This is a genomic window from Erwinia sp. E602 (genome assembly GCF_018141005.1).
Taxonomy (GTDB): Bacteria; Pseudomonadota; Gammaproteobacteria; order Enterobacterales; family Enterobacteriaceae; genus Erwinia.
This window is the reverse complement of record NZ_CP046582.1, coordinates 2,835,090-2,855,836: the sequence shown is the minus strand read 5'-3', so window position 1 is coordinate 2,855,836 and position 20,747 is coordinate 2,835,090. Positions and strand designations below refer to the sequence as shown.

Genomic DNA, 20,747 nt, shown 5'->3' with positions numbered 1-20,747 from the left:
GAGCGCCCCGCAGAAAGGAGATAACATGTACCCGGTCGATCTACATATGCACACCGTTGCCAGCACCCATGCCTACAGCACGCTGCGCGACTACGTGCTGCAGGCGCAGACCTGCGGCGTTAAGCTGCTGGCGATTACCGATCACGGCCCGGATATGGCCGACGCGCCGCACTACTGGCACTTCGTTAATATGAAAGTCTGGCCGCGCGTGATTGACGGCATCGGCGTGCTGCGCGGGATTGAAGCCAACATCAAAAACCTGCAGGGCGAGATCGACTGCAGTGGCCCGATGCTCGGCTCGATCGATATTATCGTTGCCGGCTTCCACGAGCCGGTGTTCCCGCCGCAGGACGAGGCCACCCACACCGAAGCGATGATCGCCGCGATGGCCGGCGGGCTGGTGCACATTATCAGCCACCCCGGCAACCCGAACTACCCGATCGACATTCGCGCGGTAGCGGAAGCGGCGGCGAAGTACGACGTGGCGCTGGAGCTGAACAACTCCTCGTTCACCACCTCACGCAAGGGCAGCGAACCAAACTGCCGCAAAGTGGCGGAAGCAGTGCGCGACGCCGGCGGACGCATCGCGCTGGGCTCCGATTCCCACACCGCCTTCACCCTCGGCCAGTTCGACCACTGCCTGCGCATTATGCAGGAAGTCGACTTCCCGCAGGATCGGGTGCTGAATGTCACGCCGCGCAGGCTGCTGGACTTCCTGGAAATGCGCACGGGTAAGAAGATTGCGGAGTTTGCGGCGTTCTGAGTAGGTTTTGAGTCAGCAGCGGTCGACCGGAAAAAGGGGGCCGCTGCCACTGCGTTTAGTAAACCTACGCTGTACCTGATAAGCCCGCACCACCTCACTGCGTGGCTTCTGCCCGTAATGCGGCCTGCACCACGTGGCGCGCACTGATACGCGCCATACAGGCAGATAACGCGGGCCAGTCAGTCAGTTCAATGGAGAAGAATTTACACCCGCTGCTTTACTGTTGCACGATCCGGACTACCGCAACGCCCGGATTTCAAGTGCAGCAAGGATGGCGGCTTCCATCTTCTCCGGGGTGGTGAAGGGGGCAAAACGCCTGAGCGGTTTGCCGTCGCGCCCGATCAGGAACTTAGTGAAGTTCCACTTTATCCGCCCACCCAGCACGCCGGGCAGGGCGTTTTTCAGATAACGAAACACCGGATGCGCCGCGCGTCCGTTGACCTCTGTTTTGCCGAACATCGGGAAGCTCACGCCGTAGTTGATATGGCAGGTCCGCGTAATGTCGTCAGCGCCGCCCGGCTCCTGCTTACCAAACTGGTTGCAGGGGAAGCCCAGCACCACCAGGCCCTGGGCGGCATATTTCTTGTAGAGCGCTTCAAGGCCGGCGTATTGTGGCGTGAAACCACAGTGGCTGGCGGTATTGACGACCAGAACCACCTTGCCCGCGTAGTCGCTCAAAGAGACAGGCTGGCCGGCCAGGCTGGTGGCCGTAAGTTGATAAAAGGGACTCATAACGGGATCCTCAGGGCAGAAGCTGTTCGATGCCGACTTTACCACGCAGCGCGTTGCTGTCACATTCCCGGCTGGAAAATCGGGTGATACGGCATCGAAGGCAGGTATCTGCATCAGTGATATGATATGTATCTCAATAACATCCTGATGGTATCCATGGCATCTCATGATTGAAACCCGGCTTCTTTTCCAGTTTATCGCCGTTGCAGAAGAGCTGCACTTCAACCGGGCCGCGCAGCGACTTAATATGGCGCAGCCCCCCCTGAGTCAGGCTATTCGCAGGCTGGAGCAGGAGATAGGGGTTTCGCTGTTTGCGCGTACAAACCGCAGCGTGTCGCTTACGCCTGCGGGAGTAAGTTTCCTCGAATCCGCGCGAGAGGTGTTGCGTACTCTTGATGAGGGCGTTGAAAAAACACGTCGCGTGTCGCAGGGAATTGAAGGCCACCTCACCCTGACCTTTATCAGCATTGCCGGTTATGTCCCCCTGCTGCGCGCACTGAGAAACTTTCGTGCTGCCTATCCGGCCGTCACCTTCACAATGCAGGAGGCAACGACCCAGGAGCAGATTGAAGCGCTTGAGCAGGGACGCGCGGATTTGGGATTTATGCGCCCGTCAGGCAGAAGTGCGCCTGACCTGCGTTTCGACTCCCTATTGCTTGAGCCTGTTGTGATCGCTCTGCCTGCCACACACCGCCTTGCATATTGTCGAACCATTCAACTCTCAGCACTTCAAGATGAGCACTTTGTTTCGGCCCCGCGCCACCTCGGGCACGGTTTTCATGACCAGATGATGCAGCTCTGCGAAGCCGCAGGATTCAGACCTCACATTTCACAACAGGCCCGGCAGCTGCAGACGCTCGTGGCGCTTGTTGCCAGCGGCTTCGGCGTTGCACTGCTACCCGCCTCACTGGCGCAGGAGGCGCGGGAAGACGTGATATTCAGGCCGCTCGAAGTCGATGCACCGGCAGAACTGCAGCACACAGAACTGCTGATGGGGTGGAATGCGCGATCGGACTCCCTCATCCGGGACAAATTAATCGAGGAGATACGCAGGGCCATGCAGCTTTGACTGGATTGAGACGACACAGATATTATTAAGCTACAAATAAGATATTTTACTGACTGCGTGAGCTATCCCATCATTGGGACATTCTTGTTCACGGAGATTCAGCATGAGTCATAAAAACCAACCTGCAGATGCGCTTTTAAAGGATAAGGTCGCGATCGTCACCGGTGCCGGGCAGGGGCTGGGACGCGCATATGCGCAGTTGTTGTTAGATCACGGTGCGCGGGTTGTTATCAGCGACCCTGGCACCAACCGGTCGGGTGAAGGAGCCACTGAGGATGTGATCGCAGAAGCTGTTCGCACCCTGCGCGCCGACAGCGGGCAACTGCTTTCACACAGCGGACGCCTGGATAACGAAGCGTGCTGCAGGGAGCTTATAGCGCTGGCGGTAACAGGGTTTGGTAAACTTGACATCCTGATCCACAACGCAGGCTGGGTGGACTACCAGCTTATCGAAGACCAGGATGAAGACTTCATTGAGCGAGCCGTTGCCATCAACCTTCGCGCACCGATCTGGTTGAGTAAATGTGCCTGGGCATACCTTAAGCACTCCTCTTCCCCGCGAATCGTGTTTACTACCTCCGATCGTGCCATGTTTCAGCGTTATGCGCAGCCCGGCCTTGTGGCTTACGCTGCGGGCAAGATGGCTCAGATAGGTATCATGAATGCCCTGAGCCAGGAAGGCGAACAGCATGGCATTCTGGTTAACAGCATCTCTCCGGTTGCCAGAACGCGCATGTGGGGGAGTGCGCAGCCCCCGCTTGACCTCAAACCGGAGTGGGTAGCCCCGGGAGCCCTTTACCTGGCGAGTCCGTTGTGTCAGGACACGGGCTACATCCTGCGTGCCAGCAATGGTCAGTTCACCGCAACACGTTTTTGTGAGAACCCTGGCGTTGTTTATCCCACCGATCTGACGCGTGTCGAATGCGAAAGCGTGGCGGACATTGCCCGTCAGTGGCAGCAGATAAAAGAGTCCTGAAATGCCTGATAATTACGGTTTACGCCGCATTGCCAGCGTCGGCGCTGAGCTCGGCGAAAGCCCGGTCTGGAATAACCAGAGCGGTGTTCTGTATTTTGTGGATATCACTGGCGGAAGGATAAATGCGTTGTTGCCCGACGGACGGTTTGCAACTGTTCATAAGTCAGCAGCGCGCACTGGCGCCCTGGCGCTGACCGACAAAGGCAATTTAATCTTCACTGAGGATGCAAGCGTTGCCATGCTCGACATCGGCACCGGTAACGTAAGCCAGATTCATGCAGGCGTTCAGGAGGGAGCGGGCTATCGTTTTAACGACGGGGCTTGCGATCCACAGGGGCGTTTTATTACCGGACTCATGCATGAGGGGCCGGAGCGCAAATCCGGTGCGCTGTACCAGTTCGATAACAGGGACAATGCCTGTTTAATCACGCCGGAGATTGCGTTGCCTAACGGGCTTGCATGGTCGGAAGATGGGAATACCCTGTATTTTGTCGATTCAGTTGCGTGCTCAATTTTTCAGGCAACCTATAACGCGAAGGGTATGCCAGAAAATATCAGGTTGTTTGTTAAAACACCGGCCAGGCTGGGACGCCCTGATGGTATCGCTCTGGATGAAGAAGGGGGTATATGGGTCTGTCAGTTCAATGGGGCATGTCTGTTACGCTATGACCGCAACGGATGCATGAGTGATTACGTGGCAATGCCGGTTCCGCGGCCAACCAGCTGCTGCTTCGGGGGAAAGGGGCTTGAGACGTTATTCATAACCACGGCACGTTTTGGAATGACGGCCGCGGAGCTGGTTAAATACCCTGATGCCGGAGATCTGTATGCCATTAATCCCGGAATTGCGGGTAATCCTGGATACCTGTTTAAAGAATAAGGGTAGAGCAGAAGGTGCCCGCTTCGTGTTGGCAATCAGAATGACTGGCGCACAGGGAATAAAGTCACTTCCTCACCCTACAGCTGTTATATACTTCGCGGCAATCCACCGCCGTCGGCCGTGCTCAGTCGGTCACTCTGACCCTGATAACGCCCGGCCTGATGTGACAGTGTCACTCAATTTAACCGGAATCCCATTATGAACGAATTCTCCATCCTTTGCCGCATTCTTGGTTCGCTGTACAACCGCCAGCCGCAGGACCCGCTGCTGGTGCCGCTGTTCACCCTGCTGCGTGAAGGCAAGCTGCAGCAGCACTGGCCGCTGGAGCAGGATGAGCTGTTAACCCGCCTGCAGCAGAACTGCGACCCGCAGCTGCTGGCCAGCGACTATAACGCGCTGTTCGTCGGCAGCGAGTGTAAGGTGCCGCCTTACGCGTCGCAGTGGGAGAACGGCCCGAAAGAAGCCGACGTGCGCGCCTTTTTATCCAGCCGTGGCATGCCGCTGAGCGATGCGCCGGCCGATCATATCGGTGCGCTGCTGCTGGCCGCCTCCTGGCTGGAAGACCAGTCGGAGGCCGATGAGTATCTGGCCCAGGTCACGCTGTTTGACGAGTATCTGCTGCCGTGGTGCGGTGCCTTCCTCGGTAAGGTGGAAGCCCACGCGGGCACCGCGTTTTACCGCACCCTGGCCGCAATCAGCCGCGAGGCGCTGCAGACCATGCGCGACGAGCTGGCCGAGCAGGAAGAGGGCGGCGAAGAAGAGACGGAGTAAGGGGGCAGGGATTACCCCCCGTAATCCCCGCTGTGCCTTCCCGCCAGATGCAGGCTCTGCCAGCGCGGCAGCGCCGAGCCTAACGGCGAGGGACTCCGCGACCATAGCAGCGGCGTGCCGGGCAGCCAGAACGGCGAACGCAGCCGGGCGGCAAGGCCCCACCCGGTGAGCGCCAGCTCCTGCTCTTCGTCGGCGGCGCTTTGCGGCGGCAGGCCGCCGGGCTGCACGGTCGGCGGATAGGGGTGCTCCTGCAGCAGGCAGGCGGTGCGCGCCAGCGACAGCCGGGCGCTGAAGCCGTTGTGATGCAGCACGCGCTGGCGCATCCCCTCCAGCACCGTCGCCGCCATCAGGTAGCCGGTGGCGTGATCCAGCGCCTGTACCGGTAAGGGAACCGGCGCATCGCCGCCGAAACGCTGGCGTCCGGCGTCCGCCAGCCCGCAGGCCATCTGCACCAGGCTGTCAAAGCCGCGCCGGTTGCGCCACGGCCCGCTCCAGCCCCAGGCGTTGAGGCTGACGTCAATCAGCCCCGGGCTCAGCTCCTGCAGCCGTTCTTCGTCATAGCCGAGGCGGCTTAACGCATCGGCCCGGTAGCCGTGGATCAGCACGTCGCTCTGGCTTAACAGCAGCTCAAACTGGCGACGTCCGTCGGCACACTTCAAATCAAGCCGCGCGCAGCGCTTGCCCAGCGTCACCTCCTGTTCCAGTACCGGCTCCTGCCAGCCCGGCGGATCCAGACGCAGCACGTCCGCCCCCAGCCCGGCGAGGAAGCGGCTGGCCACCGGTCCGGCAATAATCCGCGTCAGGTCAAGCACCCGCACGCCGTGCAGCGGGCGCGCGGGGGGCAGCGGCCAGCGCGGCGGCGGGCCGACGGGCTGCAGGTTCTGTTCAATCAGCGCTTCACGGCCGACCGTGTGCCCGTGGGGGTGGGCCAGCCACGCCGCTTCGCTGCGTAACGCGGCGGCGCAGCCCCCGGCGGCGACCACCTCCTCTTCCAGCGCGATGGCGTTATGCCGCTGCAGCGTCTCAGCCAGCTGCTGCCGGTCGCGGTGCCGCCCCAGCACCTGCTCCATCGCCTCGCGGTGGTGTGGGGCGTTGGTATGCAGGCGGATCCAGCCGTCGGCGGTGGCGTAATCACCGGCGAAGGCGTCCCAGAGGGAGGGAAGCGCGTGGCCGATCGGCCGCAGCGCCTGGTGGAACCAGCGCGAAGCCAGTATGCCATCGATACGTGGCGGCTGTGGATTGCCGGTCAGGCTGGCGGCCGCCTGTGCCGCCAGCGCGATGCTGGTAGCCGCCAGTTCACTGACCGGAAACGCGGCGGTTAACGCCGCGTCACCGCTGACCTGCAGCGGCGGTAGTGGGGTGGTATCGTAACGTAAACCATGCCACAGCTGCTGCCACAGCGTGGTCATCAGCTCACTCTCCATGCTTCCCTCCTGATATTCAGTGAGAACGGTTGCGGCGGCGCGGCAGCCGCAGCCTGGAGAGGCGGGCATGCATGCGCAGGTTGCGCAGGTTGAGCACCGCAATCGCGGTACCGAGAATCACCAGCAGCGCCCCGGCCACCTTAAAGCCGTTCAGGCTGTCGCCCAGAATGGTCACGCCCATCACCACAGCCAGCACCGGCGTCAGCAGTGAATAAGGCATGATCAGGTTGACATTATAGTGGCGCAGCAGGCTGTACCACAGCGAATAGGCGACAATCGACGAGCCGATGGCGCTGAACAGAATGCCAAACCAGCCGCGCCAGCTTGAGTGTAGCAGTAATGTCAGCTGGTCGGATTCGGTCAGCCAGGAAGCACCGCCGACCATCGGGATCGCCAGGAACGACAGCCAGCCGGTCAGGGTCAGCGGGCCGATCGGCGGCGATTTTTTAACGATCATATTGCTGACGGCCCAGCCGAAGGCGCTGGTCAGCAGAAGCAGCAGCACCCACCCGCTGGAGATGGTCGGGCTGCCCGAAAGCACCACCACCCCGGAGAGCGAAACGGCAATGCCCAGCAGCTGTACCAGCTTCAGCTTCTCTTTTAACACCACCATCGCCAGTAGCATGGCAATCGGCGTGCCCAGCTGTACGATCACCGCCGCCGTGCCGGCATCGGTCAGGCTCAGGCTGACGAACAGCAGCGAGAAATGCATAAAGCCGAAGGTAAAGGCCAGCGGCAGCAGGTAAGCCAGCTGGTGCCGCGTTACGCGGGTAAAGGGCAGCAGAATCAGCGCCACCACGATAAAACGCAGCGTCGTCATCAGCAGCGGCGGCAGATCCTGCAGCCCCCATTTAATGGCGATGTTATTGAAAGCCCAGATTGAAACCACCAGCAAAACCAGAAAAAAATGACGCAGAGCCACCGCAGGATCCTTAAACGCGCAGAAAACGTAACAGTGCTTATCATGGCATGAAATGACGTCGCTGAGAGCCGAAACGGCACCTTTATTTCATTTTTTGACCCCTTCAGCGCCCGTGTGGCCGCCCCGGCCGTAGGGCGAGCAGGATAAGGTCATCGGTAAAAGTTATAAGACAGCTTTTCAACGACATGCGATTATTTAATGATGATTCGAATCTCACAAGGCAGGAGCCAGCGACCATGAGCGTGAAATTACCCTTAGCCATTATTCAACTGGAAACCCCGCCGCAGCCGGTCAGCCGCGAGGTGGGCGAACAGCGTCAGTGGTTCGTCGAGGCGCTGGCGCTGCGCGAGGGCGAGTACGTGGTGGTGCAGCCGCATCTCGGCGAACCGCTGCCCGATCCGGCGACAATCTCTGCGGCCGTACTGAGCGGCTCCTGGGCGATGGTCACCGATCATGCGGAGTGGAGCGAGCGTACCGCCGCGTGGATCCGCGTAGCGGTGCAGGCCCGGCTGCCGCTGCTGGGCGTCTGCTACGGCCATCAGCTGATGGCCTATGCGCTGGGTGGCGAAGTCGGCGATAACCCGAACGGCTGGGAGCGCGGTCTGCAGCAGCTGCACCGCGATGATGCGTGCGGCCAGGATCCGCTGCTGGCCGCGCTGCCGGGGAGTTTTTCCGCCTGGCTGTCGCACCGCCAGTCGGTGCTGACGCCACCACCGGGCGCACAGGTGCTGGCCGCATCGGAGCTGGAACCCTGCCAGATCCTGCGCTACACCCCCCATGCGCTGTCGGTGCAGTTCCACCCGGAGTTCACCGGCAGAATCATGACCGCCTGCCTGCAGAACAGCCTGCCCGCCAGCGAAGTGGTGAGCCTGATGCAGCACCAGCAGGAAGCCCGCTGGCCGCTGCAGTTGATGCGCGAGTTTCTGCTCGGTGAACAGCCGCAGGCGCTGCGTGCCTGATCGCAAATTAATGTAATGCAAACGGCATACAACGTTATTTTGTATGTCGTCTTCCTGTTAATTACATTGCTTATGACAACAATTAAATAAGAGGGGTAAATTCAGAACCTGTATTCAGAGGGGATTTGTATGACTGAGTTTACGCAATTTATCCTTTCCCAATACTCGACGTTATCAGTGGCATTTTTTGAAACTAAAGGCGTCGAGTATCAGGTTAAGCTGCAACGCATATCTGCCGGGAATCTGTATGATTCATCGGTAATCTTCCCAAAATACTATCAGTTCAGTGCGAGAGGCTGCTGGGAAGTGACCTTTGATTTGGCTGAAAATATTACTAAAAATACGCGCTTTCAGCCACCGGCTCAACAAAGCGTGTCACCGGTGCTGGTTCTCAGGAAAATAGAGAAGGTCATTGACGATCATTACCAGCAATATCGTGGAGGAATGTACGTCTTCAGCGCCGAAAGAAAAGCGCTCGCTGAAGTCTATACCAGAATTATTAACCGCAGGCTGGGTAAAGGCACCACGCTGGAATCTGGCTTAGACCCAGACAGGAGAGGATATGTCATACGCACGCAAACGTGTTACCAGAAGGAAAGCTGAGCCCGTCAACGAGCGGAAATTGCGCAATGCAGCCCGACATGCAGAGATATGGCAGGCGTTCAAAAGAGGAGAAATTACCGGCACTATAAACACCCCTGAGGGCGTGAGAATTATACGTACCGAGGCGGAGATCAGAGAGATTTATAACCTGCCGCCGAAGCCTGCACCGCTGCTGAAGGAAGATTCACCAGGCAGCAATCTGTGCCGCAACGCACAGGATCCTGGCCGGCGTCCTTATCATAACCGCTCTGTTTTCCGACCCGCAGTAGGGGGCAGCCGCGGGTAGCATCACTTTCCTTACGCCTGCGTCACAGTTTCATCATCGCCTGTCTGACATTTCAGTATCGGTTGTTATTGTTAACTGTGAGTTATTCAATTGTTAACAATGGTTCGCTGCGGCGAGTGGATGATAAAGGGGAACGATGATGCGCTATGCCTATCCGGGAAACCACGATTCACTGATTACGCTGAAAAAGCATTACGGTAACTACATTAACGGTGAATTTGTCGCGCCGGTGAACGGCCTCTACTTTACCAATACCTCGCCGGTCAACGGCTCGACCATCGGTGAGTTCCCGCGTTCGGGTATTGCCGACGTGGAGAAGGCGCTGGATGCCGCCCACGCGGCGGCAGAGGCCTGGGGGAAAACTTCGGTGCAGGCGCGTTCGCTGGCGCTGCTGAAAATTGCCGACCGGCTTGAAGAACATCTGGAAACGCTGGCGGTGAATGAGACCTGGGATAACGGCAAGCCGGTGCGCGAAACGCTGGCCGCCGACCTGCCGCTGGCCGTTGACCACTTCCGCTACTTCGCCGGCTGCATTCGCGCCCAGGAAGGATCGGCGGCGGAAATCGATGAGTTTACCGCCGCCTACCATTTCCACGAACCGCTGGGGGTGGTGGCGCAGATTATTCCGTGGAACTTCCCGCTGCTGATGGCGGCGTGGAAACTGGCCCCGGCGCTGGCCGCCGGTAACTGCGTGGTGCTGAAACCCGCCGAGCAGACCCCGCTGTCGATCACCCTGTTTGTGGAGCTGATAGGCGACCTGCTGCCGAAGGGCGTGCTTAACGTGATCCACGGCTTTGGTCGCGAAGCCGGTGAAGCGCTGGCGTCACATCCGCGCATCGCCAAGGTGGCGTTCACCGGCTCCACCGCCACCGGCGGTCATATCCTCGAGCTGGCGGCGAAAAACCTGATCCCGTCCACCGTTGAACTGGGCGGCAAGTCGCCGAATATCTTCTTCGAAGACATTATGCAGGCGGAAGAGTCCTTTATTGAGAAAGCCGCCGAAGGGGTGGTGCTCGGTTTCCTCAACCAGGGCGAAATCTGTACCTGCCCGTCGCGTGCGCTGGTGCAGGAGTCAATCTACGAGCCCTTTATCGCCGCGGTGATGAAGCGGGTGAAAACCATTAAGCGCGGCGACCCGCTGGATACCGACACCATGGTCGGCGCGCAGGCGTCGCAGCAGCAGTTTGATAAGATCCTCTCTTATCTGGAGATTGCGCAGAAAGAGGGGGCGGAAATCCTCACCGGCGGTGGGGTGGAAAAACTCGGCGAGGGTCTGGACAGCGGCTACTACATCCAGCCGACCCTGCTGAAGGGCACCAACAGCATGCGCGTGTTCCAGGAGGAGATCTTCGGGCCGGTGATCGGTATTACCACCTTTAAGGATGAAGCGGAGGCCATCGCCATTGCCAATGACTCTATTTACGGGCTGGGGGCAGGGGTGTGGACGCGGGATATTAACCGCGCCTATCGCGTCGGGCGGGCGATCAAGGCGGGGCGGGTGTGGACCAACTGTTATCACCTTTACCCGGCGCACGCCGCGTTCGGCGGCTACAAGAAATCCGGCATCGGCCGTGAAACCCATAAGATGATGCTCGATCACTACCAGCAAACCAAAAACCTGCTGGTCAGCTACAGCGTGCAGCCGCTGGGCTTCTTCTGAGGCCGTGACGGCAACAGAGTGAAAACTGATAAGTCATCAGGCCGGGAAATCCCGGCCTGATTGTTATTTCACACAGATATTTTCGGCCCGGCAACGATTTAGCTATCCTGCACTGAGGCAACCATCATATTTTTCCTGAGCCTGAGCCTGAGCCTGAGCCTGAGCCTGAGCCTGAGCCTGAGCCTGATTCCGGCTAACCCTGCGTCACCGGTTCCGCTTCCGTTTCCTCCCCGGCGTTCTGCGTCATCAGCTCTTCTGACACGCGCAGTTCGGCCCCTACCGGCGTCATCTGCGTCAGCGGTTCAAACGGTGCTACCGGCACCGGTGCCGGCCGTTCGTTGCGCCGCCAGATAAAGAACAGCATCAGCGCCAGGTGCAGCAGGGCCAGCACCCAGAACAGCGCGCCGGTACCCGCCGCCGTCATGACCGGAGCAATACTCAGCGGGCTGACCGCCGCTCCCAGCGAATTGACCAGCAGCATTCCCTGAATCAGCTTCACCATGGTATCCGGCGGTGCGAAGTCGGCCGAGTGGCTGACGGCCACCGGATAGAGCGAGAAGATGCCGCCGCCAAGCAGAAACAGCGCCACGGCCAGCCCGGCCGGGACGGAAGCCAGCGCAAGGATAGCCAGCGACAGCACGGCGCAGAAGGCGCACAGCGCGATCATCACCACCTGACGGCTGGTTCTGTCCGACCAGCGGCCGACCGGATACTGCAGCAGCATTGCCCCCAGAATCACGCTGGACATCATATAACCGACGTAATCAACCGACAGCCCCTGATGCTGCAACCACAGCGGCAGCAGCGTATAGACCGCCGCAATCGCCACCCCGGAACCCAGGCAGCCGGCAACGCCGGAGGGCGAGCTGCGCAGCAGCTTACGGGCGGAGGCCGGTGCCACCGGCTCGAGCAGCGGTGAAACGCGGGGGATCATAACCACCGGCAGCACCGACAGTGAAGCCAGAACTCCGGCGATAAGGAACGGCTGGGTCACTCCCAGGCTGTCGATCCACCCCAGCGCGGCCTGCCCGCCGGCGCCGGAGCCGTAAAGGGCGATCATATACAGCGCCAGCAGGCGGCCGCGGTTCTCCTTATCTGCCGACATCAGCAGCCAGCTCTCAATAACCAGATAAACGCCAACCGAGGCCCAGCCACAGAGTAAACGCAGGGTGAACCACATCCAGGGATCGAAAATCAGCCCCTGCAGCAGGATGGTCACGGCAATCAGCGAGGCAAAGCTGCTGTAGGCACGAATATGCCCGGTGCGGGTAATAAGACGATCGCTGAATATGGCTCCCAGCGCCAGCCCGATAAAATAGGCTGAAGAGACCAGACCGGTCAGGGTTACCGGTACGCCTGCCGCGTCGAGCCGCAGTGAGGTCAGCGATGAAATAAAGCCATTGCCCAGGCTGATAATCAGCAGCCCGAGGATTGGCCCAAGAATAGCAAGCAGCAGCTGGCGGGACATGACACTTTCCTTATCAGACAGACGGCGTAAAACGTTAGCGTCCGTGCAGTGTAGCCGGATCTTCCCCGCGTGCATAACGCGCTGAGTTGATGAACAGCACAACCGTCAGCCTGTCCTGCGGGCATCAATCATCCCGGCAATCTGCTCCTCCGATACCGCCTGCGAAAAAAGATAGCCCTGCAGCTGATTACAGCCCGCTTCGGCCAGCGCGTTCATCTGCGCATCGTTCTCCACCCCCTCAGCCGTCACCGTCAGGCCCATCGCGTGGCCCAGCCTGACCACCGACTCGACGATGGCGCTGGAATTTTCGGTGACGCCCAGCGACTGGGTAAAGGAGCGGTCAATTTTGATTTTATCCACCGGGAAACTGCTCAGATAGTTAAGGCTGGAGTAGCCGGTTCCGAAATCGTCGAGGGCAATGCGGAACCCCACCTCACGCAGCTGGTTTATAATGCTGTGGGCCGCTTTCTCATCCTCGATCAGCACGCCTTCGGTGATCTCCAGCTCAATATGCGAAGGGGGGATCCGGGCATCGCGCACGATGGTGGTAAAGCGTTCCACAAAGCCGCTGGCGCGGAACTGCAGCGGTGAGACGTTAACGGCGACGGTAATATGCGGCCAGCGTTTTGCCACCCGGCAGGCCTGCTCCAGCACCCATTCGCCCAGCGATGAAATCAGCCCCATCTCTTCGGCAATCGGAATAAACTCGGTGGGGGAAATGGCGCCATGAACCGGGTGCTGCCAGCGCATCAGTGCCTCCAGTCCTACCACCTGCTGGCCCTGAATATCCATCAGCGGCTGGTAGAAGACGCTGAGGTCGCGTTTGTTTTGCAGCGCCACCCGCAGGTCAGCGCCGACCTGCTGACGGGTTTTCACCGATTCGTCCATTTTACGCTCAAAGAAGCGGTACTGGTTGCGCCCATGGCTTTTCGCCTCATACAGCGCGATATCGGCCTTGCGCATCATCTCCAGCCGCTCTGCCGCGTCATCCGGGGCGAGGGTGATGCCAATGCTGACGCCGATCCACGTCTCGTTACCCAGCAGCGTAAAGGGCTGGTTTAACGCCTCCAGCACCCGTGTTGCCAGGGCAATCGCGTCATGCGGCGTCTCCACGTCATTTTGCAGAATCACGAACTCGTCGCCGCCAAGACGGCCCACGGTATCGCTCTCCCTGATCAGCGCACTCAGCCGGTGGGCAACTTCAACGATCAGCTCGTCACCGGCGTGGTGGCCGTAGGTATCGTTAATGATTTTAAAGCGGTCGAGATCCAGCAGCAGCAGCGCCACCCGGCCCGGCTGGTGGCTGATGCGGGCGAGGGCATGATTCAGCCGTTCATCCACCAGCGCGCGGTTGGGTAGCCCGGTCAGCACGTCATGAAAAGCGAGATGCTGCGCCTGGGCCTCGCTGGCCCCCAGCTGCAGCAGAGAATCAGACAGACTCAGTGAGGAGACCCACAGGCGACGGATCATAAACACGCAGATTAACGTAATCACCAGCACCACGCCGGCGACCAGCGGCGCAATCATCTGCATCATGCGTGAGCCGGGGCGGTCCGCCAGCCACTCCAGCTGGCCGATCGCTGCACCGTCAACGCTGGTCAGCAGATAGCTCAGCTGCTCCCGGGCGGGTTTACCGCTCGGGCGGAAGCGCAGATCGGTCAGCATATTGCGCTGTGCCATGGCTTTCAGCCAGCCGTCATCAATAAACTTCACGCTGGCCATCAGCATGCTGCCGCGGCGGCCGTCATCGCCGCTGATTTCGCCTACGGCCAGCATCGCCGGGCGATTGTTGATCAGCGCAAAACTGACCCGATCGCGACGACCGGCTGCAGCAGGCGTGGCGTTTTGCAGGTCGTGCAGCAGCAGACGGACGGGCTGCGCCACACGGGAGAACTCAGCGGGGGAGACCTGTACACCCCGATCCCACAGAAATCGCGGCACGCCGTCGGTGGTAAGCAGATAGATCAGCTGATGCTCGAACATGCCGGAGAGCCAGCTGCCGACGTTATCATTCAGCCAGCCGCTGTCGGGTTGCGGTTGTTCCAGCTGGCTGGCCAGCGGCTGCCAGCGGGTCAGGCTGCGCTGCTGTTTCAGCATCTCTTCCAGATTTTGCGTCAGCGTGGTCTGAATGATCTTCTGCTGCTGCAGCGCCTCGTCATGATTGGTACGGTCGGAGGCCCAGTACACCGCGAAGCAGGCGGTGGTTAATGTAATCAGTAAAACGGTCACCAGAGGCAGTAGTACGTCACGAATAAAAAGGGCTCGAAAGCTTTCGGAAATCTTCATGTTAATTATCATCCTGGCTAATTATTTTAGAACCAGAAACCCTCTTAGATGCTAGCAGAAAACCAGTATCGTCACGGATTTAGGGTAAACAATTATTTGAAGGATGATAATTAAATAGCTTGACTATTAAGTATGCTTTAACAAATCAGCGTTTTTTCTGAGTGAGCCGGGACTGCCGCCAGTTAAGCAGCGGCGTTACCGACATGCCGTGCAGCAGCACGCTGGCTACCACCAGGGTTAGCGCCATATCGCTTAAGCGCGCGGCCTCCGCACCGGCTAAACCGTGGGTATAGGCCCAGGCCAGATAGTTGATACTGCCGATGCCGCGAATGCCCAGCCAGCCGATCGTCAGGCGCTGCATAGCGCTCATTCCGGCTCCGGCGGTGGCCAGCCACACCGAAAGCGGGCGGATCGCCACGAACAGCAGCAGCGCCATCCACAGCCCGTTGGCATCCCAGTGGTGGGCGAGAGTTACCCCCAGCACGATAATGATCGCGGCGGCAAACAGCCGTTCGATGGTATCGCCGAACGACAGCGCGTCGCTCACCACCAGCCCGACCGATCCGGTGGGATTGGTTTCCGACAGGCTGTGGCGGGCATTGGGGTTAACCAGTTCTTCGGCGGGTGGACGGCAGTCGCTGTCGCGGTACTCCTCCGGCGGATAAAAGCGGCTGACGCGGATCTCTGCCCGGCGCAGCCCGACCCCGGCGGCAAAGGCGGCCAGAAAGCCGGATGCATCCACCGCCTGGGCAGCGGCGTAGCTCAGGGCGATCAGCGCCAGCGCCAGGAAGTCATTCGGTGCCACATCCTGATGGCTGTGGCGCAGATGGGTGGCGTACTGGCCGATCAGCCGGCCAAAGCCGAAGCCGATCAGGCAGCCCGCACCGATCGCCCACAGCACGTCAACCAGCCCCCAGCGGCCGAAGGCCGTCCAGGACAGCGCTCCCTGCTGCTCAAACAGCAGCATCGCCAGCATCAGCAGCGGCAGGGCGGTGCCGTCATTCATCCCGGCCTCGCTGGAGAGCGACACGCGCAGGTGGTCGCTGTCACGGGCGTCATTGACCGAGATCAGGCTGGCCAGCACCGGATCGGTGGGCGCGACGATGGCACCAAACGCCAGCGCCAGCGGCCAGCTGAACCCCGCCAGCCAGTGGGCGGCCAGCGTGACGCCGCCCACCGTCAGCAGCATCGCCGGAAAGGCCAGCCGCAGGCCGATCCGCCAGCCGTGGCTGTTCAGCGGCAGCCGCAGCTTCAGGCCGGTGATAAACAGCGACGCGGCCATGGCGATTTCGGTCAGATTTTTAGTCAGTTCGGCGTGCGCGGCAATATCCACCGACAGCAGGCCCAGCACCCAGGGGCCGCACAGCAGCCCGGCCAGCAGATAGAGTGCAAAGCCGGTCACCGGCCCGCGGCTGATCCAGCCCGAGGCCAGCGACATCAGTAACAGCAGGCCGCCGGTGGCGGCCGTCCAGCCCAGAAAGCCCATTTTTTTCCCCACAGTGATCGAGTAACCCTTCAGTATGGACGCCATAGGGGAAATTTGTTAACGGTAACATTTACACATACGCATTCTGTGCCCCTGGCCGCGCGGGAAAGTGCCGAAGGTTGTCAATTTCGGTGCAAAAGAGTAGTGTTAGCGCACTATTCATCCCTGTCACCATCGGTGCTGATGCGCCGGTGGCTGATGCGCGAAACCGAGGTCGTTTTGTCCATTTATACTCCTTCCCAGCGCCCAAGACGCTTACGCCAGACCGCTTCTCTCCGCTCCCTGTTCCAGGAAAGTGCTCTCAGCATCAACGATCTGGCGCTGCCAATCTTCGTTGAAGAGGGTCTTGACGACTACAAACCGATCGCCGCCATGCCGGGCGTGGTACGTATTCCGGAAAAACGGCTGGCGTATGAAATCGAGCGTATTGCGAAAGCGGGCATTCGCTCGGTGATGACCTTCGGTATTTCCCACCATACCGACGCCGACGGCAGCGATACCTGGAATGAGAACGGGCTGGTGGCGCGCATGTCGCGCATCTGTAAAGAGACGGTGCCGGAGATGATCGTGATGTCCGACACCTGTTTCTGTGAATACACCAGCCACGGCCACTGCGGCGTGCTGCACGACCACGGCGTGGATAATGACGCGACGCTGGTTAACCTCGGTAAGCAGGCGGTGGTGGCCGCGGCGGCGGGTGCCGACTTTATCGCTCCGTCTGCGGCGATGGACGGTCAGGTCGGGGCGATTCGCCAGGCGCTGGACGCGGCGGGCTTTACCGACACGGCGATCATGTCCTACTCCACCAAGTTCGCCTCCTCCTTCTACGGCCCGTTCCGCGAAGCTGCCGGCACCTCGCTGAAGGGCGATCGTAAAACCTATCAGATGAACCCGATGAACCGCCGCGAGGCGATCCGCGAGTCGCTGATTGATGAAGCCGAAGGGGCGGACGCGCTGATGGTCAAACCGGCCGGTGCCTACCTCGATATTCTGCGCGACGTGCGCGAGCACAGCCGCCTGCCGTTAGCGGCTTACCAGGTGAGCGGTGAGTACGCGATGATCAAGTTTGGCGCGCAGGCCGGTGCAATCAGCGAGATCGACGTGGCGCTGGAGAGCCTGGGGGCGATCAAGCGCGCCGGTGCGGACATTATCTTCAGCTACTTCGCACTCGATCTGGCCGAGAAAAAAATTCTGTAATCGGTGATGGCGGCGGCCCGGAGCATCGGGGGCAGAGCGAAATCTGGTTTTGATATTGAGATCGGCAAATCAGCGACTTCTTCTGTCGGCCAACGAGGCTGACAGAGTAGCCGGTTAGCTAACGGGGTTTTTGGGGGGTGCTATAGCGGATGCGATCCTCAGCCCTCAGCCCGCCTTCAGCACCATCACCGCATAACGGCAGGGCTGCCCGCTCCGGTTGCTGAACACGCAGTCGGCCGGGTCGCCCAGCTCAAGGCAGTCGCCTGCCGCCATCTCGTACACACTCTCCCCTTCGTGGAAGGTCAGCGCGCCCTCCAGCACCCAGATCAGCTGCCGCCGCGAAAAGTAGGAGATCGCCGCCATCGGTACCGTCACGCCGGCCGGCAGCTCAACGTTAACCACGTCCAGCGGCAGCGTGCCGGGGGAGACGTGGCGGCGGATGTAGCCGCTTTCCGGGTCCTGCCACACCGGCTGCTGCGCGTGGCGCAGCAGGGTGCCGGGCTGGATCTCGCTCTGGGCAATCAGCTGCGACATACTCATACCAAAGGCGCCGGAAAGCCGCGCCAGCAGCGCGGCGGTCGGGCTGCTCTCGCCGCGCTCCACCTTGTGGATCATCGCCCGCGACACGCCGGACTGCTGTGCCAGTTCGGTCAGCGACCAGCCGCGCGCTTCCCGCTCCAGCCGTACCCGCTGACCGATACGGCGGTTGATATCGTCTTCTTTACTGGACAATTCGTCTGTCATAGTGGATAACTACCATAGTAAAACATTCGTCTACTTTAGTGACATAATCCCGGGGTGTCCAGCCATGCAGATTCGTGATGCAGCCAAACGCGATGCGGAAGTGCTCGCAGAGATTTACAACGACGCCGTACTGAACGGCAAAGCGATCTGGACCGACCGGACGGTGGACAGCGCCGACCGGGTAGCCTGGATCACCCAGCGTCAGCAGGGCGGTTTTCCGGTGCGGGTGATGGTCGATGCCGCTGACCGGGTGCTGGGCTACGCCTCTTACGGCGACTGGCAGTCGAAGGACGGCTACCGTTTTACCGTGGAACATTCGGTGTACGTGCACAAAGACGCACGCGGCCAGGGTATCGGGCGTCAGCTGATGATTGACCTTATCCGGCTGGCCCGCGAGCACGGCAAACACGTGATGGTGGCGCTGATTGAATCGGGCAACCGGGCATCGATTGCCCTGCATCAACAGCTGGGCTTTGTCGACTGCGGGCGGGTGAATCAGGTCGGCTGCAAGTTTGGCCAGTGGCTGGATCTCACCTTTATGCAGCTGCTGCTGGATGAGCGCGAAACGCCGTAAGGCGGCAACGCAGCCTGTACAGCGCTGCCGGATCTCCTTCAGCGCGCAGCGCTGAGCTGGCCATTAACGCGTAACGGCTCCTGCTCAGCGCCTTTCCCCCAGTCCGTCGTGGCCAGCAGCTGGCGGGTGTAAGGGTGCTGCGCCGCGGTCAGCAGCTGCTCCGGGGTAGCCGTCTCGACAATTTCCCCCGCCTTCATCACCGCGATGCGGTGGCTCATATGCTGCACCACGCCAGGGTCGTGGGAGATCAGCAGGATCGACAGCCCGAGCTGCTGCTGCAGGCGGCACAGCAGATCGAGGATCTGCGCCTGGGTGGTGACGTCCAGCGCCGATACCGGCTCGTCGCAGATCAGAATATCCGGTTCTGCGGCCAGCGCCTGGGCAATTGCCACGCGCTGGCGCTGGCCGCCCGACAGGGCAGAAGGGCGGCGGTCAAGCAGCGCGGCGGGCAGGCCGACCTGCTGCATCAGCGTAAGCAGGCGGGCGCTGCGCTGTTCACGGCTGAGGTCGCGCTTCAGCTTCAGCGGCTGCTCCAGCAGCTGCGCAATGCGGTAGTGCGGATTGAACGAGCCGAGCGGATCCTGGGTAATGGTCTGGATGCGCGGGCGCAGCGGACGACGCAGCCGTTCGGGCAGCCGGTTCCACGGTTGGCCGTTCAGCAGCACTTCACCCTGCTCCACCGGTTGTAGCGCCAGCAGAATTTTACCCAGCGTAGTTTTGCCCGAACCGGATTCCCCGACCAGCCCCAGCGTCTCGCCCCGGCGCAGCTGCAGCGACACGCCGCGCAGCACCTGTTGCAGGCTACCGTCCGGCTGGCGGAAGCCCAGTGACAGGTTCAGCGCTTCCAGCACCGTTTCACCCGGTGCGTAATCGCCCGGCCGATCGCCTGGCGACAACCCGGCGGCTGAATGCCAGGGAGCGGCCGCGTAACGATCCCGGACGATCTGCTTTAAACGTGGCTGTGGCGCTGTCACTGTTGCGGCAGTCGCGGTATGTGCAGCATGTACACCAGGTGCTACAGGTGCATCAGGTGCATCAGGTACAGCAGCAGCAGGCCCGGCATTATCCACCACCAGCGTGGGGGAGGGGGCGTCTGCGCTCCGTTCGCTCAGCCAGCGGCCGCGGGTGTGCATCCCCGGGATCGCCGCCAGCAGCTGGCGGGTGTAGGGGTGCTGCGGCTGCGCCAGCACCCGGGCGGCCTCGCCCTGTTCCACGCAGTGGCCGTGCTGCATCACCAGCACCCGGTCCGCCACCCGCGACACCACCGCCAGGTCGTGGGTAATCAGCAAAATGGCGTGTCCGTTGTCGGCCAGCTCGCGAAACAGCGCCAGAATGCGCAGCTGCACCGTGGCGTCCAGCGCGGTGGTTGGCTCATCGGCGATCAGGATCTGTGGCCCGCCCGCCAGCGCCGAGGCGATCAGCGCCCGCTGGCGCAGGCCGCCGGAGAGCTGATGCGGGTACTGCTGCATGCGCTGCTGCGCATCGGGGATACCGGCCGCGGCCAGCAGCTCTGCCACCCGCCGGGCGCTCTCCGCCCGCGATAACCTGCGGTGCAGCTGCAGGGCTTCCGCCACTTCGCTGCCCACGGTGCGCAGCGGATCGAGCGAGGTCAGCGCATCCTGCAGCACAAAACCGATTTCGCCGCCGCGGATCTGCGGCCAGCGGGTGGCCGCCGCGCGCAGGTCGAGCGGCTCGCCCTGACGGCTGGTCAGCTCAAGCCGCTGCGCCTGCACCCGGGCGTTGTCGCCCGCCAGCCCGACCAGCGCCCGGGCGGTGACCGACTTGCCGGAACCGGACTCGCCGACCAGCGCCACGATTTCACCGACGTTAAGCTGAAAAGTGAGGCCTTTAACCGTTTCCGTCAGCCCTGCGGGCAGCCGGAAGCTGACCCGCAGATCCTGAACGTCGAGCAGGGTGGTTGGGCGGTTTGGATGAACGGGCATGATA

18 protein-coding genes are annotated in these 20,747 nt (G+C 60.9%); 10 read left to right on the top strand and 8 right to left on the bottom strand.

The window, feature by feature from the left end; genetic code table 11:
- Positions 1-25: 25 nt before the first annotated feature.
- Entirely contained in the window at positions 26-763 is a 738-nt protein-coding gene (locus tag GKQ23_RS14580) for a phosphatase (RefSeq protein WP_212408633.1), read from the top strand.
- Between the two features lie 237 nt (positions 764-1,000).
- Here GKQ23_RS14580 and GKQ23_RS14575 read toward each other — a convergent pair whose 3' ends face one another.
- On the bottom strand, positions 1,001-1,495 hold the full coding sequence (locus GKQ23_RS14575; protein ID WP_056234113.1) for a glutathione peroxidase: 495 nt from the start codon (positions 1,493-1,495) through the stop codon (positions 1,001-1,003).
- Positions 1,496-1,661: 166 nt separating this feature from the next.
- Between GKQ23_RS14575 and GKQ23_RS14570 the strand changes: the two genes are divergently transcribed.
- From GKQ23_RS14570 to GKQ23_RS14555, 4 genes are all read left to right on the top strand, one after another.
- Complete coding sequence (locus tag GKQ23_RS14570) at positions 1,662-2,564, top strand: LysR substrate-binding domain-containing protein (RefSeq protein WP_212408632.1); 903 nt, start codon at positions 1,662-1,664, stop codon at positions 2,562-2,564.
- Between the two features lie 103 nt (positions 2,565-2,667).
- On the top strand, positions 2,668-3,540 hold the full coding sequence (locus GKQ23_RS14565; protein WP_212408631.1) for an SDR family NAD(P)-dependent oxidoreductase: 873 nt from the start codon (positions 2,668-2,670) through the stop codon (positions 3,538-3,540).
- 1 nt (position 3,541) lies between these two features.
- Positions 3,542-4,420: an SMP-30/gluconolactonase/LRE family protein gene (locus GKQ23_RS14560; RefSeq protein ID WP_212408630.1), complete on the top strand. Its 879-nt coding sequence runs from the start codon at positions 3,542-3,544 to the stop codon at positions 4,418-4,420.
- 198 nt (positions 4,421-4,618) lie between these two features.
- Entirely contained in the window at positions 4,619-5,191 is a 573-nt protein-coding gene (locus GKQ23_RS14555) for a molecular chaperone (protein ID WP_056234103.1), read from the top strand.
- A gap of 11 nt (positions 5,192-5,202) precedes the next feature.
- On the opposite strand, the gene GKQ23_RS14550 is transcribed toward GKQ23_RS14555, so the two are convergent.
- Together GKQ23_RS14550 and GKQ23_RS14545 are read right to left on the bottom strand one after the other, a co-directional pair.
- Positions 5,203-6,615 (bottom strand): CoA transferase, encoded by a 1,413-nt coding sequence (locus GKQ23_RS14550; RefSeq protein ID WP_212408629.1) that lies wholly within the window; start codon positions 6,613-6,615, stop codon positions 5,203-5,205.
- A gap of 16 nt (positions 6,616-6,631) precedes the next feature.
- A complete protein-coding gene (locus GKQ23_RS14545) occupies positions 6,632-7,537 on the bottom strand; it encodes a DMT family transporter (RefSeq protein WP_056234099.1) in 906 nt (301 codons plus the stop codon).
- Between the two features lie 236 nt (positions 7,538-7,773).
- Between GKQ23_RS14545 and GKQ23_RS14540 the strand changes: the two genes are divergently transcribed.
- The 3 genes from GKQ23_RS14540 (at position 7,774) to GKQ23_RS14530 (ending at position 11,045) form a co-directional block, all read left to right on the top strand.
- Entirely contained in the window at positions 7,774-8,496 is a 723-nt protein-coding gene (locus GKQ23_RS14540; RefSeq protein WP_056234096.1) for a glutamine amidotransferase, read from the top strand.
- A 129-nt stretch (positions 8,497-8,625) separates the two neighbouring features.
- Positions 8,626-9,099, top strand: a complete 474-nt coding sequence (locus GKQ23_RS14535) for a hypothetical protein (RefSeq protein WP_212408628.1) — start codon at positions 8,626-8,628, stop codon at positions 9,097-9,099.
- Positions 9,100-9,524: 425 nt separating this feature from the next.
- Positions 9,525-11,045 carry an aldehyde dehydrogenase family protein gene (locus tag GKQ23_RS14530; RefSeq protein WP_212411834.1) on the top strand — a complete coding sequence of 507 codons (1,521 nt, stop codon included), beginning with the start codon at positions 9,525-9,527 and terminating at the stop codon, positions 11,043-11,045.
- A 193-nt stretch (positions 11,046-11,238) separates the two neighbouring features.
- Here GKQ23_RS14530 and GKQ23_RS14525 read toward each other — a convergent pair whose 3' ends face one another.
- The 3 genes from GKQ23_RS14525 to GKQ23_RS14515 form a co-directional block, all read right to left on the bottom strand.
- On the bottom strand, positions 11,239-12,513 hold the full coding sequence (locus GKQ23_RS14525) for an MFS transporter (protein ID WP_082502308.1): 1,275 nt from the start codon (positions 12,511-12,513) through the stop codon (positions 11,239-11,241).
- A gap of 105 nt (positions 12,514-12,618) precedes the next feature.
- Positions 12,619-14,742, bottom strand: coding sequence for a putative bifunctional diguanylate cyclase/phosphodiesterase (locus GKQ23_RS14520; protein WP_371820005.1), 2,124 nt, complete (start codon positions 14,740-14,742; stop codon positions 12,619-12,621).
- A 202-nt stretch (positions 14,743-14,944) separates the two neighbouring features.
- The gene (locus tag GKQ23_RS14515; RefSeq protein WP_212411832.1) at positions 14,945-16,285 is read right to left on the bottom strand and encodes a sodium:proton antiporter; all 1,341 of its coding nucleotides are present in this window, start codon (positions 16,283-16,285) and stop codon (positions 14,945-14,947) included.
- A 219-nt stretch (positions 16,286-16,504) separates the two neighbouring features.
- Here GKQ23_RS14515 and hemB point away from each other — a divergent pair, with 219 nt between their 5' ends.
- Positions 16,505-17,482, top strand: coding sequence for a porphobilinogen synthase (gene hemB, locus GKQ23_RS14510; RefSeq protein WP_056234291.1), 978 nt, complete (start codon positions 16,505-16,507; stop codon positions 17,480-17,482).
- A gap of 165 nt (positions 17,483-17,647) precedes the next feature.
- Here hemB and GKQ23_RS14505 read toward each other — a convergent pair whose 3' ends face one another.
- Positions 17,648-18,226, bottom strand: a complete 579-nt coding sequence (locus tag GKQ23_RS14505; RefSeq protein WP_212408626.1) for an XRE family transcriptional regulator — start codon at positions 18,224-18,226, stop codon at positions 17,648-17,650.
- Positions 18,227-18,290: 64 nt separating this feature from the next.
- Here GKQ23_RS14505 and GKQ23_RS14500 point away from each other — a divergent pair, with 64 nt between their 5' ends.
- Positions 18,291-18,800, top strand: coding sequence for a GNAT family N-acetyltransferase (locus tag GKQ23_RS14500; RefSeq protein ID WP_212408625.1), 510 nt, complete (start codon positions 18,291-18,293; stop codon positions 18,798-18,800).
- A 38-nt stretch (positions 18,801-18,838) separates the two neighbouring features.
- On the opposite strand, the gene GKQ23_RS23925 is transcribed toward GKQ23_RS14500, so the two are convergent.
- The gene (locus tag GKQ23_RS23925) at positions 18,839-20,743 is read right to left on the bottom strand and encodes an ABC transporter ATP-binding protein (protein WP_249168412.1); all 1,905 of its coding nucleotides are present in this window, start codon (positions 20,741-20,743) and stop codon (positions 18,839-18,841) included.
- Positions 20,744-20,747 lie beyond the last annotated feature (4 nt).